The 15,665-nt window shown below is 67.1% G+C and carries 21 protein-coding genes; 17 read left to right on the plus strand and 4 right to left on the minus strand.

All coding sequences use genetic code 11. From position 1 onward, the window contains the following. Positions 1-13: 13 nt before the first annotated feature. From V6S66_RS02370 to V6S66_RS02410, 9 genes are all read left to right on the plus strand, one after another. Positions 14-703 (plus strand): M23 family metallopeptidase, encoded by a 690-nt coding sequence (locus tag V6S66_RS02370; protein ID WP_334205159.1) that lies wholly within the window; start codon positions 14-16, stop codon positions 701-703. A gap of 332 nt (positions 704-1,035) precedes the next feature. Then, positions 1,036-1,245 (plus strand): heavy-metal-associated domain-containing protein, encoded by a 210-nt coding sequence (locus tag V6S66_RS02375; RefSeq protein WP_334205160.1) that lies wholly within the window; start codon positions 1,036-1,038, stop codon positions 1,243-1,245. Positions 1,246-1,308: 63 nt separating this feature from the next. Next, positions 1,309-3,438 carry a heavy metal translocating P-type ATPase gene (locus tag V6S66_RS02380; RefSeq protein ID WP_334205161.1) on the plus strand — a complete coding sequence of 710 codons (2,130 nt, stop codon included), beginning with the start codon at positions 1,309-1,311 and terminating at the stop codon, positions 3,436-3,438. Between the two features lie 66 nt (positions 3,439-3,504). Next, positions 3,505-3,972, plus strand: coding sequence for a hypothetical protein (locus tag V6S66_RS02385; RefSeq protein ID WP_334205162.1), 468 nt, complete (start codon positions 3,505-3,507; stop codon positions 3,970-3,972). Positions 3,973-4,045: 73 nt separating this feature from the next. After that, positions 4,046-4,621, plus strand: coding sequence for a DUF305 domain-containing protein (locus V6S66_RS02390; RefSeq protein ID WP_334205163.1), 576 nt, complete (start codon positions 4,046-4,048; stop codon positions 4,619-4,621). Further along, positions 4,618-5,487: a F510_1955 family glycosylhydrolase gene (locus V6S66_RS02395; protein ID WP_334205164.1), complete on the plus strand. Its 870-nt coding sequence runs from the start codon at positions 4,618-4,620 to the stop codon at positions 5,485-5,487. The genes V6S66_RS02390 and V6S66_RS02395 overlap by 4 nt, the downstream gene beginning before the upstream one ends. Then, positions 5,469-6,215, plus strand: coding sequence for a DUF3152 domain-containing protein (locus V6S66_RS02400; RefSeq protein ID WP_334205165.1), 747 nt, complete (start codon positions 5,469-5,471; stop codon positions 6,213-6,215). The genes V6S66_RS02395 and V6S66_RS02400 overlap by 19 nt, the downstream gene beginning before the upstream one ends. A gap of 27 nt (positions 6,216-6,242) precedes the next feature. Next, entirely contained in the window at positions 6,243-6,950 is a 708-nt protein-coding gene (locus V6S66_RS02405) for a sortase domain-containing protein (protein ID WP_334205166.1), read from the plus strand. A 52-nt stretch (positions 6,951-7,002) separates the two neighbouring features. Beyond that, entirely contained in the window at positions 7,003-7,356 is a 354-nt protein-coding gene (locus V6S66_RS02410; RefSeq protein ID WP_334205167.1) for a hypothetical protein, read from the plus strand. Between the two features lie 87 nt (positions 7,357-7,443). Here the strand turns inward: V6S66_RS02410 and V6S66_RS02415 are convergent, their stop codons facing one another. From V6S66_RS02415 to V6S66_RS02430, 4 genes are read right to left on the minus strand one after another with little or no spacing between them, the layout of a single operon-like run. Next, entirely contained in the window at positions 7,444-7,941 is a 498-nt protein-coding gene (locus V6S66_RS02415) for a GNAT family N-acetyltransferase (RefSeq protein WP_334205168.1), read from the minus strand. A 2-nt stretch (positions 7,942-7,943) separates the two neighbouring features. Next, on the minus strand, positions 7,944-8,297 hold the full coding sequence (locus V6S66_RS02420; protein WP_334205169.1) for an ArsR/SmtB family transcription factor: 354 nt from the start codon (positions 8,295-8,297) through the stop codon (positions 7,944-7,946). Positions 8,298-8,355: 58 nt separating this feature from the next. Further along, the gene (locus V6S66_RS02425) at positions 8,356-8,982 is read right to left on the minus strand and encodes an arsenate reductase ArsC (RefSeq protein ID WP_334205170.1); all 627 of its coding nucleotides are present in this window, start codon (positions 8,980-8,982) and stop codon (positions 8,356-8,358) included. Beyond that, positions 8,979-9,602, minus strand: a complete 624-nt coding sequence (locus V6S66_RS02430; protein WP_334205171.1) for an arsenate reductase/protein-tyrosine-phosphatase family protein — start codon at positions 9,600-9,602, stop codon at positions 8,979-8,981. The genes V6S66_RS02425 and V6S66_RS02430 overlap by 4 nt, the downstream gene beginning before the upstream one ends. A 105-nt stretch (positions 9,603-9,707) precedes the next feature. On the opposite strand from V6S66_RS02430, the gene V6S66_RS02435 reads away from it, so the two are divergent. From V6S66_RS02435 to V6S66_RS02470, 8 genes are all read left to right on the plus strand, one after another. Continuing rightward, complete coding sequence (locus V6S66_RS02435; RefSeq protein WP_334205172.1) at positions 9,708-10,436, plus strand: MIP/aquaporin family protein; 729 nt, start codon at positions 9,708-9,710, stop codon at positions 10,434-10,436. Then, the gene (locus V6S66_RS02440) at positions 10,429-10,866 is read left to right on the plus strand and encodes an arsenate reductase ArsC (protein WP_334205173.1); all 438 of its coding nucleotides are present in this window, start codon (positions 10,429-10,431) and stop codon (positions 10,864-10,866) included. The genes V6S66_RS02435 and V6S66_RS02440 overlap by 8 nt, the downstream gene beginning before the upstream one ends. Positions 10,867-10,870: 4 nt before the next feature. Beyond that, complete coding sequence (gene trxB / locus V6S66_RS02445) at positions 10,871-11,866, plus strand: thioredoxin-disulfide reductase (RefSeq protein WP_334205174.1); 996 nt, start codon at positions 10,871-10,873, stop codon at positions 11,864-11,866. Then, positions 11,866-12,264, plus strand: a complete 399-nt coding sequence (locus V6S66_RS02450; RefSeq protein ID WP_334205175.1) for an arsenate-mycothiol transferase ArsC — start codon at positions 11,866-11,868, stop codon at positions 12,262-12,264. Before trxB ends, V6S66_RS02450 begins: the two co-directional genes overlap by 1 nt. Positions 12,265-12,354: 90 nt before the next feature. After that, positions 12,355-13,704, plus strand: a complete 1,350-nt coding sequence (locus V6S66_RS02455) for an NAD(P)-binding domain-containing protein (protein ID WP_334205176.1) — start codon at positions 12,355-12,357, stop codon at positions 13,702-13,704. A gap of 185 nt (positions 13,705-13,889) precedes the next feature. Then, positions 13,890-14,354 (plus strand): hypothetical protein, encoded by a 465-nt coding sequence (locus tag V6S66_RS02460; protein WP_334205177.1) that lies wholly within the window; start codon positions 13,890-13,892, stop codon positions 14,352-14,354. A gap of 105 nt (positions 14,355-14,459) precedes the next feature. Next, the gene (locus tag V6S66_RS02465) at positions 14,460-15,095 is read left to right on the plus strand and encodes a DUF433 domain-containing protein (protein WP_334205178.1); all 636 of its coding nucleotides are present in this window, start codon (positions 14,460-14,462) and stop codon (positions 15,093-15,095) included. Continuing rightward, the gene (locus V6S66_RS02470) at positions 15,061-15,471 is read left to right on the plus strand and encodes a hypothetical protein (RefSeq protein ID WP_334205179.1); all 411 of its coding nucleotides are present in this window, start codon (positions 15,061-15,063) and stop codon (positions 15,469-15,471) included. Before V6S66_RS02465 ends, V6S66_RS02470 begins: the two co-directional genes overlap by 35 nt. Positions 15,472-15,665: the final 194 nt, after the last annotated feature.

A 15,665-nucleotide genomic window follows, 5' to 3' on the forward strand; every position in this document is an offset into this window, starting at 1 on the left:
CCGGTCTGTCACGATGCGCCCGCCGATCGCGGCGGTCGGTGCGTTCGCCATGATCGTCGCAGGCTGGGGCTCGGTCGCCCTTGCTGGTCCTACGGATTCAGGCGTCCCGGCCAGCGATCAACGAGCGCTGTCTGATTCCTACGAGACTGGTCCGGACGTCAGCCGGGACTTCGACCGTGTTCTGCTCGAACAGCAGACCCAGGCGCAGGCCGAGCAGCTCATTCAAGCTCAGGCCGAAGTCCGTTCGGATTCGCAGGCGAAAGCGGACGAGCTGCAGACTGAGGCGGACGCACTCAGGGCGAACCAGTGGGTTCTTCCGGTCACCGGCTACCGCATCTCGGGTCGATTCGGCGACGTCAACTCCTTGTACGGCAAGGGGCACAGCGGTCTGGATCTCGCTGGCCCGTCCGGATCGACGGTCGTGTCGGTTGCGGCGGGCACGGTCATCGCCGCCAAGTACTCCGGGAACTGCGGGAACATGACGCAGATCAAGCTCGACGCTCAAGATCTCGTGATCATGTACTGCCACCAGAGCCGCATCACCGTCGAGGTCGGCCAGCACGTCCAGGCCGGTGAGACCGTCGGGTACACGGGCTCGACCGGTCGATCGACCGGTCCCCATCTGCACGTGGAAGCCAAGCCGGGCGGCGGCAAGTCCGTCGACGTCGAGCCGTACTTCCGCGAGCACAACGTCACCGTCTAGACACTCTCCGAAGCGTCCGGAAACCTTTCCGGTACGAGGACGCTCTTCCGGCTCAGGTTCACCGCTCCACCCTGAGGGGCGCGGGAGCCGGCATACGCGACCTCGCATCGTGAGTTCTCCGATAGCGAGGGCTGCGCTCTGCTCGCGTTTGTCTGGCGATCTCGTGACCCCGGGGCGCGCCTCGCCCACCGCAGTCGAGCCAAGGTGGCACGAGTCAGAGATGCCCGTCGCTACGGCGTTACGAGGCGGTTGCACCCGGCGTTTACATATACCCCAGGGGGGTATATGGTGGTGCTGAGATACCCACCCGGGGTATGCGTAGAGGAGTACCGATGATCACCAAGTCCTACGACGTGGCCGGCATGACGTGCGGCGGCTGCGCGGCGTCAGTCAAGAAGGAACTCACCTCGCTCGACGAGGTCACCGAAGCCAACGTCGACCACCAGGGCGGACGCCTGACCGTCACGTCAGCGTCCGAGCTCGCCGACGCCGTTGTCCTGGCCGCCCTCGAGAAGGCCGGATATCAAGCCACTGCGGTCTGAGGACCGCCCGCGATCGGCCTGAGCAGTTCATGCCGATCGCCTACCAGCACAAAGGAGGCCGTCATGAGTGATCACCACTCCGCGACGGAAACGCACCCCGCTCACCACGAGCACCCGCACGATCACACCAACCACGATCACACCGACCCCGACCAACAGGAGCACGGTGACCACGAGGGCCACGGTGCCCACGGGGGCCATGGTCACGCCGGCCATGGTGACCACGTCGGACAGTTCCGTCGACTGTTCTGGTGGATGCTCCTGTTGGCCGTTCCGGTCGTCGGACTCTCGGAGATGTTCGCGATGCTGGTGGGCTACGACCTGCCGCGAGGAGAGTGGATCACCTGGGTCTCCCCCGTCCTCGGCACGATCATGTTCGTGATCGGTGGCCGGCCGTTCCTGGCCGGTGGTGTGGCGGAGGTCCGAGGCCGGGCGCCCGGGATGATGTTGCTGATCGCGCTGGCGATCAGCGTGGCGTTCGTGTCTTCCTGGGGCGCGTCCACTGGCGTCCTGCACCACGAGCTGGACTTCTGGTGGGAGCTGGCACTGCTGATCGTGATCATGCTGCTGGGGCACTGGATCGAGATGCGATCACTGGCCCAGACGATGTCCGCTCTGGACTCGCTCGCGGCGCTCCTGCCCGACCAGGCCGAACGGGTGGCCGGTGATCGGATCGAGGTCGTCGCTCCGAGCGAGCTGCGCGTCGGAGACATCGTCGTGGTCCGACCCGGAGGGAGCATTCCCGCCGATGGCACCATCACTGACGGTCGGGCCGAGGTTGATGAGTCCATGGTCACCGGCGAGACGCGTCCGGTCTCCCGCGGCGAGGGCGATGCGGTGACCGCCGGCACCGTGGCGACCGACTCCGGCTTCCGGATCGAGGTCACCGCCACCGGCGACGAGACCGCTCTTGCGGGAATTCAACGGCTCGTCGCGCAGGCCCAGGCGTCCACGTCTCGGGCTCAGCGCATCGCCGACCAGGCGGCCGGGTACCTGTTCTGGTTCGCGCTGATCTCCGCGGTCATCACTGCCGTCGTGTGGTCGCTTGTCGGTCTGCCTGACGACGCAGTCGTGCGCACCATCACGGTGCTGGTCATCGCCTGCCCTCACGCCCTGGGCCTGGCGATCCCGCTGGTCGTCTCGATCGCGACCGAGCGCGCAGCCCGTGGCGGACTGCTGATCAAGGACCGGTTGGCGCTCGAAAGCATGCGCACCGTCGATGCGGTGCTGTTCGACAAGACCGGCACCCTGACGCGTGGCCAACCGGTCGTGGCATCGATCGAGACCATCGCCGGCTTCGAACCCGACGAGGTCCTGGCGCTGGCTGCCGCGGCCGAGCTCGACAGTGAGCACCCCTTGGCCAAGGCCATCGTCCGCGCCGCGGAGGAGCGGAACCTCACACTGGCCACAGCGACGGACTTCTCGTCGTCGCCCGCGACCGGTGTCCAGGCTCGGGTCGGCGGCACGCAGGTGCAGGTCGGAGGTCCCCACCTGCTCACGCTCGCCGAGCAGTCTGAGCTCGAGGTTGCCGACCGTTGGCGGACCAACGGGTCGATCATCCTGCACGTCCTGGTCGACGGAACCGTGGTCGGTGGGCTCGAGCTGTCCGACGAGATCCGCCCGGAGTCGCGCGAAGCTGTCGAAGCGCTGCACCGGATCGGTGTCGAGGTCGTCATGATCACCGGTGATGCTGAGGCTGTGGCGGCTTCGGTCGCCGGGGAACTGGGGATCGATCGGTACTTCGCGGGAGTGCGCCCCGAGGACAAGGCGAGCAAGGTCCAGCAGATCCAGGCCGGTCGGCGCAAGGTCGCCATGGTCGGTGACGGTGTCAACGACGCACCAGCGCTCGCGCAAGCTGACGTCGGTATCGCCATCGGCGCTGGCACTGACGTCGCGATCGCCTCGGCCGGGGTGATCCTGGCCAGCGACGACCCGAGGTCGGTGCTGTCGATCATCGAGCTCTCGCGTCGCACGTACGCGAAGATGAAGCAGAACCTGTGGTGGGCGGCCGGCTACAACCTGATCTCGGTTCCGCTGGCGGCGGGGATCCTCGCTCCGGTCGGGTTTGTGCTGCCGATGTCGGTCGGTGCGGTTCTAATGTCGCTGTCGACGATCGTGGTGGCACTTAACGCCCAGCTGCTGCGCCGCCTCGACTTGGCCCCGTCAGCCTCAGTGGCCGCGATCAGGCGATGACTTCGGGTTGGGCGTGGTGATCACCTTGACCAGTGTCGCTGCGTCAGATTCCGTACACTCGTGATGATGTCCAGCAAGGTTTCCCGCCGACTGCGAGCACGACTTCTTCAGGCCGTGCTCGTCGTCGGCGCGCCCTTGGTCGTGCTGGGTCTGATCGCGATGCACTCGCTGATGACCCTGGACGAAGGCCACGCCGCCTCCCACACCACCTCGGTCGCCCAGGCCGCAGCACCGGCGACGGGCGATGATCACGAAGGTGCGGGGGCCGGCCATGGGAGCGCCATCCACGCCATGGCCGCTGATGCGGGGGGCGATCATGGAGCACCCGCACATGACCTGGGATGCGGTCCCCTGATGGCGATGTGCATCGCGATGCTGGTTGCGGTCGCGATCGCCGTTTTCTTGATCGGTGCCCGCGGGTTGCGGCGCATCATCGGGCAGATCCCCGCGCCAACGATGTTCACGCTGGGATGGGAACGCCCCGCTTGGCAAAGTTTGACACCGCTACAACGCACCACCGTTCTCCGCTGCTGATCGGTCGTGACACCGGCGCTTCGACGCCGGTCTTCGACGAACCCAAAAGCATCAGCACTCAAGGAGAACAACCATGCGTAAACGACTCATCGCGGCCGCCATTGCTGCCACCGCTGCCCTGGCCCTGACGGCCTGCTCCGACGACGACAGCTCTGCCTCGCTGCCGGACAACGTGACCGAGTTCGACGTCACGTTCGCTCAAGAGATGATCCCTCACCATGAGCAGGCCACCGAGATGGCTGCCCTGGCGCAAGACCGCACCACCAACCCGGAGATCCTCGACATCGCCAGCCGCATCGAAGCAGCACAGGATCCCGAGATCGAGACCATGACCACCTGGCTGCAGGAGTGGGGCGTTCCCGAGGACAGCACCAACGAGCACTCCGAGATGAACCACGGACAGGGCTCGGAGTCCTCCATGCCCGGCATGATGTCCGAGGACGACATGACCGCGCTCGAGGACGCCACCGGCGTCGAGTTCGACCAGATGTTCCTGACCATGATGATCGAGCACCACGAAGGCGCCATCGTCATGGCCAAGACCGAGATCGACAGCGGCACCAACCCCGACGCGATCGCTCTGGCCGAGCAGATCGAAGCGGCTCAGACCGCCGAGATCGCCGAGATGGAAGCGCTCCTCGCGCCGTGAGCACCCTCGTGCGTCCGGCCGGCCTTGCGCCGGCCGGACGTGCCCGGCGACGCATGCCCGTCAGGCCCCGAGTTCTTGTGATGCTGGTTGCGAGCGTCCTGATCGTCGTGGGCGCCTGTTCGGCGCCCGAAGACGAGGCGGCACCACCGACCCCGCCGAGCCATGTCCACGGGCTCGGCACCAACCCGGCAGACGGTCAGCTCTACGTAGCCACCCACAACGGGCTCTTCACCCTGGTTGATGGCCAGTTCGACAAGGTCGGCGAAGCCTCGCACGACCTGATGGGTTTCGCCGTCGTCGGTGACGATCACTTCCTGGCCAGCGGCCACCCTGGAGATCTCGACGCCCCCAACCCCATGGGGCTCCTCGAGTCTCGCGACGCGGGACGAACGTGGCAGACGATCAGCCGAGAAGGCGTCTCGGACTTCCACGCCATCAAGACCCTCGGCACCACCGCATACGCCTACGACTCCACCTCCGCGCGGCTCGAGGTCTCCACTGACGGCGGACGAAGCTTCTCCACGTTCGACGACTCGACGCTGATCGACTTCAGCGTCGACGACGCCGGAAACATCCTCACCACCACCCCCGATGGCGTGGTGCGCTTGCGGGACCCTGCGGGCACCGATCTGCTCGGACCCGAGAACCCGTTCATGACATACGTCGACGCAACCAGCGCCGGGTGGGCCGGCTTGGACGATCACTCCCACATCAGGATCTACGAGGGCGGCACGTGGACCCGAGTCGGGCGCCTGCCGGGGGTCCCGGCAGCCTTTACCGCAGAAGCCGAGCGGTGGTGGGCCGCGACGTCCGAGGGCGTGTTCGTGAGTGATGACGAAGGCAAGTCATGGTCTCCCGTCCGGTGAGGCCGCCGCGGCACCGGCACAAGCGGCGGCGCCTGCGCACCCCGACGATCCTGTCCGCCGCCACGATCACCATCACGCTGGGTGTGACGGCCTGGGCCGGTGCCACGAGCCAGTCGCCAGCGCTGGCGCCGGCCGACAACAACGCCGAGTCCACGGCGATCGCCCAGAACTTCGTCGCTGAGCCGTCGCCCACGCCGGCGACGGTCCCGCCTGTCACGTCAGCGCCGGTTCCCGGCACGTACACCGTCGCGCCCGGTACCAGTGCCCCGGCGGGAACGGGCGGTGAGCTCGTGCAGTACCGCGTCGAGGTCGAGGACGTGGTCGGGACCTCGCCCGTCGAGTTCGCCGCAGCCGTCGACGCCGTCACAGCGGACCCGCGAGGTTGGACCCAGGCTGGTGCCCGTCGACTGCAGCGCACGGACACGGCGCCACTGCGGATCGTGCTCGCCAGCCCGTCGACCGCCGACCAGCTGTGCGCGCCGTTGAACACCGCGGGCAAGTACTCCTGCCGCAACGGCAACGACGTCGTCATCAACGCCGACCGGTGGACGGTCGGCGTGCCCCACTTTCAGCCGCTGGACCAGTACCGCATCTACGTGATCAACCACGAGCTCGGACACGCGCTCGGCAATCCGCACGAACCGTGCCCCGGTAACGGGCAGGTCGCACCGGTCATGCTCCAGCAGACCATCGGCCTCGACGGCTGCACTCCCAACCCCTGGCCCTAACCCCCGACGAGCGCCCAAGGACCCACCATGACCAACTACCCCTCCGGACCCAGTCCACGACAAGCTTCCACGCGGCGCAGACCTCGTCGGCGGCGGGTTCTCACGTCCCTGGGTCTGGCGCTGGTGCTGACCGGCCTGGGCTTCATCGCCTACGTCGGGTGGGAGCTCTACGGCACCAACATCATCGCCGCCCAGAAGCACGAGGAGATCAAGGAGCAGATCGCCGAAGACTGGTCCAACAACATCGATTCCAACGCGGCCGGTCTCCTACGAGTCGAGCGCTGGGGCAGCGACTACGAGATCCCCATCATCCCCGGCAGCGACCTGCTCGACTCCAAGGGCCGGTCAGCCCTCGCGAGCGGTGTCGGCTGGTACGAGAAGGGCGTCGGCCCCGGCGAAGTCGGCAACTTCATCCTCGGCGGACACCGCAGCGGGCGTGGCGCCGTCTTCAAACGAATCCTCGACCTGCGCGCCGGCGACGTCGTCGAGATCGAAACACGCACCCACCTCTACACCTATCGACTCCGCCAGAACGGAGACGAGATCAAGGTCGAATACACCACCGGCTGGCCACTGTTCCCGGTCCCCGACCCGAACTCGCGCGGCGCAACCCCCACCGAGCCACTACTGACCATGATCACCTGCGCCGAGATGTTCAGCACCGACCTGCGGCGAATCGTGGTCGGCGAGCTCGTCGATGTTCAGGAGAAGCCGCCAGCCACCCAACCAGCCTGAGCCCAAATGAGTACGTGGGTAAAACGAAGCAAGCATCGAGGAGACTGGGGAAATGAAGGTTCAGGTCCTGCACATCGACGAGTGCCCCAACACAGCCGTGGCTAGCGGTCGAGTTCGCGCAGCGTTGGACGCGCTGGGAAAGACCGATGTCCCAGTGGAACTGGTGCTCGTGAAGACGCAGACTGTGGCAGCGTCAACCGATTTTGGGGGATCGCCGACGATCCTCGTCGATGGTCAGGACCTGTTCCCCGAAGCAACGCGTGTGGACACGCTCGCCTGCCGTGTGTACTGGACGACAAGCGGGCTCGCGGGTGCCCCGACATCGGTTCAGATCGAGTCTGCGTTGCGTTCGCGGGACGTGCGAAATGTGCCGTCCGGAGGTCAGAAGTCCGAGCCTTCCGACTGAAAACTTCACGAGCAGCGAGGCCGTGGAGTCGTTTGCCTCGCAACTTCCGACCAGACGAGGTCAGTTGCACAATCTCGGCCACCAACCTCAAGGCGTAACGGAACGCCATTCGAGTACCACGGTGTCGCGCCACAAGCCGTTGAGTTGCGCTATCCGTTCGCGACGGCCAACGACCCGGAAGCCGGCCGCCTCGTGGATCCGGAGGCTGGCGCGGTTCTCGGGGTAGATCGAGGTCTGCAGGGTCCAGAATCCGGCTGTTTCGGCTGCGGTGATCTGGTGCTCGACGAGACGTTTTCCGATGCCCTGTGCTCGGGCCGCGCCGTCGACGTAGACGGACGTCTCGCCGACGCCGCGGTAGCAGTGGCGCGCGGAAGCGGGGGAGACCGACGACCAGCCCACGACGCGTCCGTCCGTCTCGGCGACGAACACCTGTCCGGCCACCCACCGCTGCTCGAGATCCTCGCGCAGAGCGACCTCGGTCTCGAAGGTCGCGTTGGCGGTGGCGATGCCGTCAGCGTAGATGCGGCGCACGTCGTCCCAGTCGTGGTCCTCGATGTGCCGAATCGCCGCCGGCGTAGCCAACACGGTCAGACGGCGACCGGCGTGCGGAGCAGGTCGGCAAGGTCGTCGAGCGCTCCGGGGACGAGTGCGTAGAACGACCAGGTGCCGCGCTTGCTGCGGGTCAGGAGCCCGGCCTCGACCAGGATCTTGAGATGGTGCGAGACGGTCGGTTGCGACAGGGCGACCGGTTCGGTCAGGTCGCAGACGCAGGCCTCGGCCCCCTCGTGCGAAGCCACGAGCGAGAGCAGACGCAACCGTGTGGGGTCACCGATGGCCTTGAACCTTGTCGCGAGGGCGGGGGCGTCCTCGGCGCTCATCGCTTCGCCGACGATCGGTGCGCAGCACGGCGCAGCATCGAGAACGGGAAGGTCGGTGGCCATGCCGTTCAGTATGCCGGACGTATTGAGATGCGTCGATGCATTGGAGAGGTCTCGGAGCTCAGGGTGCGGTCAGTCGGGCGAGCAGTGTCAGGACGCGACGCTCGATCTCGTCGCGGATCGGACGGATCTCCTCGACCGTGAGCCCCTCGGGATCGGTCAGGTCCCATTCCTCGTAGGTCTTGCCCGAGATGATCGGGCACGCGTCACCACAGCCCATGGTGACGACCGCATCGGCAGCGCGGAGCACCTCGTCGGTCCACGGCTTGGGGTACTCGGCCGAGATGTCAACGGCACGTTCGGCCATCGCCGCCACGACGGCGGGATTGATGGTCTCGGCCGGGTGCGAACCGCCGGACCACCCGACAGCCTGCGTCGACGCGTGGCGGGCGAGGAAGCCCATGGCCATCTGCGAGCGACCGCTGTTGTGGGCGCAGAGGAAGAGCACGATCGGCATGCTGTGCTCGCCCTCGATCCGTGCGAGCGCCGTGAGGCGCTGGCGGGCGAAGCGTTCGGCGAGCAGTGGAAGGTGGTGGCCGAACCGCGCGGGGGTCGAGAGCTCGTCATAGGAGTGCTGCAGGAACCGGGAGATCGTGTCCGGTTCGAGGCGGTCGGCGAACTCCGCCAGGAGGCGGTCGGTCGAGGCCGCCAGCGCGGCCCCTTGGTCGATGGCGATGGATGTGCTCATGACGGTCCTCTTTCTGAGGTGGCCTCAAGGTGAGGCAACAGGGTGGACAGGCGGTCGGTGATGCGGGCGAAGGCCTCGTCGAAGGCAGCGTCCGTGCCCTCGGGAACGGGGTCGGGTAGCGACCAATGCAAGGCGACGTCACCGTCGAGCTCCTCGTAGGCCTGGTCGCAGACGGCGATCACGAAGTCGTCGGTGCGCCGGATCGCGTCGATCGACTGGGGAACGTCCTCCAGGCTGAGCCCGTGACGACGGGCGGTCGACTGGGCGCCCGCAGCCACCGCGGAGGCCGGGACGGTGCCGGCAGAGGCGACCTCGATGAGGGTCGACCGTCGCGCCTGCGCCGCAGCCAGCTGGGAGCGGGCGGAGTTGGCCGAACACACGAAGATCACCCGCGGCGCACGGAACGGCTCCCGGACGCCCTCGGCAGCAGCGCGATCGGTCAGGGTCAGGTAGGTCCTACGGCGGTCGCCGTCGGACCGCCGACGGTCGACGATGCCGGCGTCCTGCAGCACCTTGAGGTGATGGGCCATCAGATTCGACGGCAGACCCATCGCCTTCTGCAGCTCACTCGGCGACAGGTCGGTGAACCTCAGCCGGTCGACGATGTCGATCCGCGCCACATCGGCCAGAGCCGCATGCCAAGCTGCCCGACCCTCCGGAGTCATTCGCTCAATGTTCATTGAGTCGAGTTTGACTGAGTGAATAGTTCTCGTCAAGATGTTCCCGTGACCAACTCCGAGACACCGCCCACGGCGGTGCACCCCCTCCCTCGTCGACTTCTCGCCGAAGCCCTGGGCTCCGCGCTCCTCGTGGCCATCGTCGTGGGCTCGGGCATCGCCGCCCAGCGGCTGTCGCCCGACGACGTCGGGTTGCAGTTGCTGCAGAACAGCACCGCCACCGTGCTGGGCCTCGCAGTCCTGATCCTGGTGCTCGGGCCCGTCTCGGGAGCGCATTTCAACCCCGTCGTGACGATCGCCGACTGGTGGCTCGGCCGAGGCGATGCGGATGGATTCAGTGCTCGACACATCGCGCCGTACGTCGCGGCGCAGGTCGCCGGCGCCATCGGGGGTGCCCTGCTCGCCAACGCGATGTTCGAGGCCCCGCAGGGGTTCTCCGGCAACGAGCGCGCGAGCGGGTCGCACCTGCTGGCCGAGGTCGTCGCGACCGCCGGCCTGGTGCTCGTGATTTTCGCGCTGGTCCGCACGGGCCGTGTCGCGCTCGCCGCTCCGGCGGTCGGCGCCTACATCGGGGCCGCCTACTGGTTCACCAGCTCCACGTCGTTCGCGAACCCGGCTGTCAGCGTCGGTCGCGTCTTCTCCGACACCTTCGCCGGGATCGCGCCGTCCTCGGTCGGCGCGTTCACCCTCGCGCAGCTGGCGGGGGGCATCGTCGGCATCGCCCTCTACCCGGCCCGACCCATCCCGCAGCCCCATCAAGGAGATCTCCATGTCTGAGCCCAGCACCTCCAGCACCGCCCGCCCGAGCGTCCTGTTCGTCTGCGTCCACAACGCGGGCCGCTCGCAGATGGCGGCCGGGTTCCTCACCGAGCTCGCCGGCGACAGGATCGACGTCCGCTCGGCCGGTTCGATGCCCGGTAACCAGATCAACCCCGTCGCCGTCGAGGCCATGGCCGAGGTCGGGATCGACATCACCGGCGAGCAGCCGAAGAAGCTCACCGACGAGGCCGTGATCGCGTCCGACGTCGTCATCACGATGGGCTGCGGCGACGAGTGCCCCTACTTCCCGGGCAAGCGCTACGAGGACTGGGTCCTGACCGATCCCGCCGGCCAGGGCATCGACGTCGTCCGCGAGGTGCGTGACGAGATCAAGGCGCGCATCGAGGGTCTGATCGAGTCGCTCGTCCCCGCCGGCAGCGAGGCCTGACGAGATGAGTACTCAGTCCACGAGCAGCGTGCGCAATCTCATCATCATTGGTTCGGGGCCGTCGGGCTACACCGCGGCGATCTATGCCGCGCGGGCCAACCTGGAGCCGTTGGTGTTCGAGGGTTCGGTCACCGCCGGCGGTGCGTTGATGACCACGACTGACGTCGAGAACTTCCCCGGCTTCCCGACCGGGATCATGGGGCCGGAGCTCATGGACAACCTTCGCGCCCAGGCCGACCGCTTCGGCGCTGAGCTCGTCTCCGACGACGTGGTCGAGGTCGACCTCACCGGCGAGGTCAAGACCGTCACGCTCGCCGACGGGGCCACCTACTCCGCCCACGCGGTCGTGCTCGCCACCGGTTCCGGCTACCGCAAGCTCGGCATCGACCGCGAGGACGAGCTGTCCGGCCACGGCGTCAGCTGGTGCGCCACGTGTGACGGCTTCTTCTTCCGCGAGCAGAACATCGTGGTCGTCGGCGGCGGCGACTCCGCCCTCGAGGAAGCCACCTTCCTCACGCGATTCGCCAGCAAGGTCACCCTGGTCCACCGACGCGACGAGCTGCGCGCCTCCAAGATCATGCAGGACCGCGCCCTGGCCAACCCGAAGATCGAGTTCGCCTGGAACTCCGAGGTCGCCGAGCTCCACGGCGAGCACAGCCTCGAGTCGGTCACGCTGCGCGACACCAACACGGGCGAGACCCGCGGTCTCGACGCCACGGGCCTGTTCATCGCGATCGGCCACGACCCCCGCTCGGAGCTGCTGCGCGGCCAGGTCGACCTCGACGACGAGGGCTACGTGCTGGTCAAGCCCGGATCGACTGCCACCAACATCCCGGGCGTCTTCGCGGCCGGTGACCTCGTCGACCACACCTACCGCCAGGCCATCACCGCTGCCGGCACCGGCTGCGCCGCCTCGCTCGACGCCGAGCGGTACCTCGCCGACCTCGAACACGCCGGCACCCCGGCCCGTGACGCCGCACTGATCGGCGAGGCCCACTGATGCCCGACCAGACACCCCGACTCCTGTTCATCTGCACCCAGAACGCCGGCCGCTCCGTCCTCGGGGCGGCACTGGCTCGCACCCGAGGCGGCGACGCGATCCACGTCGAGTCCGGGGGCGTCCGCCCGGCGGCCGCGGCCAACCCGGTCACGATCGCGAGCTTGGCCGAGATCGGCATCGACGACTCCGCCCACGTCCCGTCTGCCGTCACCCCTGAGAGGGTGGCGGACTCGGACGTGGTCATCGCGATGAAGCCCGGACTCGATCTCCCACAGGTCGACTCCGTGCGTTACGAGACTTGGACGCTGCCCGACCCGGACGGCTGGGACGTTGAATCCATCCGCGAGCTGCGAGATGACGTCGACAAGCGAGTGCAGGAGCTCTTGAAGTCTCTCTGACAGGTCCATTGACGTTCTTCGATGTGTGGGTAAACTCGACTTGCATCGAAGAACGTCTATGGACCAGCCGGCTGTATCCGAGGAGACCTGATGAGCACCGTGCCCACCGCTGAACTGCCCGCCGTTGTGATCGGGGCTGGCCCGTCCGGCCTGGCGGCTGCCGCTCACTTGCGCTCGCGGGACATTCCCGTGGTGGTGCTCGAGGCCGGTCCCGCGGTGGGTGCTGCAGTGCGCGAGTGGGGCCATGTGCGCTTGTTCTCGGCGTGGTCCGAGCTCGTCGACCCCGCCGCCGAGGAGCTTCTGGCCGCCAGCGGATGGGGAGCACCTCATCCGAAGCGTTATCCGACCGGCAACGACTGGGTCGGTTCTTACCTGCAGCCACTGGCCGACGTCCTGGGCGACAGCGTGCGCCTGTCCACGAAGGTGCTAGCGGTGACGCGCGCAGGTCGTGACCGCCTCGTCTCCTCGGGTCGTGAGACCTCCGCGTTCGTGGTCCACGTCGAGACCCCGGACGGTCGCGAGACCGTCAGGGCGCGGGCCGTCGTCGACGCCTCCGGCACCTGGACCCGCCCGAACCCGCTCGGGAGCGACGGGTTCCCGGCGATCGGCGAGACCGAGAACGCGAGCCGCATCAGCTACCGCATGCCCGACCTCGCCGACGAGGCGGTCGCCGCGCGGTATGCCGGCAAGCACGTCGTCGTCGCCGGCTCCGGCGCCTCGGCCAAGGGCGTTCTCATCGGTCTAGTCGCGCTTGCTAAGCAGCACCCCGAAACCCGCATCTCGTGGCTCGTCCGTCGCCCGTCGGTCAACGCCACGTTCGCCGGCAGCGGTCAGGACGAGCTGCCCGCTCGCGGCGAGCTCGGCCAGCTCGCCAAGGACGCCGTCGAGAACGGTCCTGTCACGACCGTGAACAGCTTCCGCACCGCTCGCATCGACACCGACGCGCACGGTCGCCTCACGCTGAACTCCGACAAGGGCGCTCAGGTCACCGACGTCGACGATGTCGTCGTCCTGACCGGCTTCCGGCCCGACCTCTCGTTCCTCTCCGAGCTTCGCCTCGACCTCGACCCGGTGCTGGAGTCACCGCGGACTTTGGCGCCGCTGATCGACCCGAACGAGCACTCCTGTGGCACGGTCTACCCTCACGGCGCCGCCGAGCTCGCCCAGCCCGAGCCCGGCTTCTATCCCGTGGGCATGAAGTCCTACGGTCGCGCCACGTCGTTCCTCGCCCTGACCGGGTTCGAGCAGACCCGCTCCGTGGCCGCCGCGATCGCCGGCGACCATGAAGCCGCAGCTCGCGTGGAGCTGACGCTGCCCGACACTGGGGTGTGCGGAGGAGCCGGGACGTTCGAGGACGAGGCGGGTACCGACGGCGGAGGTTGCTGCGGCGCGCCGGCAGGCCCGGCAACTGTGGACCTCGTCGGGCTCACCTCTCGGTGACGACCTGGACGCAGCCCGGCGCGCTTGACGCGACCGGGCTGCGTTGCGCTGTCTGGGTTCTCGATCACCGAGATCACCAGCTGAGGATTCCTCTACTACGCCTTCGCCGTGCTTTCGCCGGACTTCGTCGCGACACCGGTAGGACCAGAACGGTTGGTGTGTGGCTGCCTTCCTAGGGTAGGGGCATGGTTGAACTTGGGACGCTGATGGTCTTGATCGGTTCAGCACTGGCCGTGTTGCAGGCGATATGGGTGATCGCGTCGACGGGACGCCGTCGCGAAACGTTGCGTCGAGAGGGGGCGCGGTCGGATAACCGAGAGGCCGAGATCGTCAGGGTCACGAACGACCTGAGGCTGCGGTGGGGTGATGATGCAGCGGACATCGACAACTACTCCGAGCAGCCGTCGTATCGGCCCGACCCGGATTTGGATCGTCTTCTGAAGGCGAAAGCGACGCTGAAGGCTGCCCGCGGCGCAGACGACTGGGTGTTGACCTACGCGTCTGTGGCGCGGGAAAAGGCGAAGAGCGCGCGCGAGCTTGATGAGGTCGAGGCGGAGTGGCGTCGACTCTGGACGCAAGGGGTGCCAGGCTTGGTTGGCGGACTGATCGCGCTCATCGGTGGGGTCATGACCGCCGTGGGTGGGTCCTAGCGTCGGCATACGCCGTCCGGCGCGGTCTCATCGAAGGTCCCTCGTCCGTCCGTGGGCTCGGATAGATTGAATTGAATCGAAGCTGATGGGCGAAGGAGGTGGGCCGTGGACATCTACTCGACGCCCTTGCTCACGGCTCGCGACGCCGCGACGCACCTACAGATGCCAGAATCCACGCTCGACTCGTGGCTCGCGAACCCCCGGGGTGGCGAACCGTTGGTGCACTCGGTCCGACCCGAGCGGCGTGGTTGGCCGCGAGTGACCTTCGCCGGGGTGGTCGAAGCACATGTCCTGCGTTCCCTGCGCGACCTTGGGTTCCGCATGAGCGAGATTCGCAACGTAGCTGAGATCGTTCGGGAGGAGTTCAAGGATCCGTTCGCGCTCGCCACACAGCGCATCGCATCGGACGGAGCGAGTCTGTTCGTGGAGCTCATCGACCGATCGTTGGTGAACCAGCACCGCCAGGCCCCGATCCGCGAGGTCATCGACGCGCATCTGCGCTTCATCCAGTGGGACGACGAGGGCAAACCTGCCCAGCTGCGCCTGGGCCAGTACCCCGACCGCGCAGAGGTGGTCATCGACCCGCGCTTCGCCTGGGGTCGACCAGTGATGGCCGAGTCCAAGGTTCCGGTCGCAGCGGTGGTGGACCTCTGGATCGCTGGAGAGTCCATGAACACGGTGGCTGAGGAGTTCGATCTGAGCAGGGATGTCGTCGAAGACATCTGCAGGGTTGCGGCCTGACTACTTCGTCGACCGGAGCCTCGGGCGTCTGACCGCCGAGCAACTTCGGGCCGACGGATGGAGGCTTCACCTGATCGCCGATCACTACCCCGACGACGCGGAGAACATCTCTGATCCGGAGTGGATCGCCGAGGGCTGCAGGCAGGGCTGGCCGTTGCTCACCAAGGACAAGGCGATTCGGTATCGAGCCGATGAGTTGGCGGCGATCGCGCCCGGTGCCTCCCTCTTCTGCCTGTCTCGTGCCGATCTGTTGGTGGCCGACATGGTGGCAGCTCTGCAGGCCGCGCGATCTCGGATGGACCGAGCGGTCACTCACGGTGGCGGTGGCTTCTGGCACGTCTACAAGGACGGACAGATCAAGAAGATGTGGCCATGACGTGTGCCTAAACCGCCGGATCTGCGACGGTCGGTTTTGGTCTCAGTTTTGGTCTCAGTTGGACCATGATGTGCCCTGATTGGACGTGATGGGCAGTGATGGAAATCGCTGCAATTCCAGCGAAACAGACTCTGGCGAACTGGCCGAAATTGGCGCTGGCGCGGTTGGAATGCGGGTTGAGTGCAAGCTCTCAG

This window comes from Aeromicrobium sp. Sec7.5, assembly GCF_036867135.1.
Lineage (GTDB): Bacteria > Actinomycetota > Actinomycetes > Propionibacteriales > Nocardioidaceae > Aeromicrobium.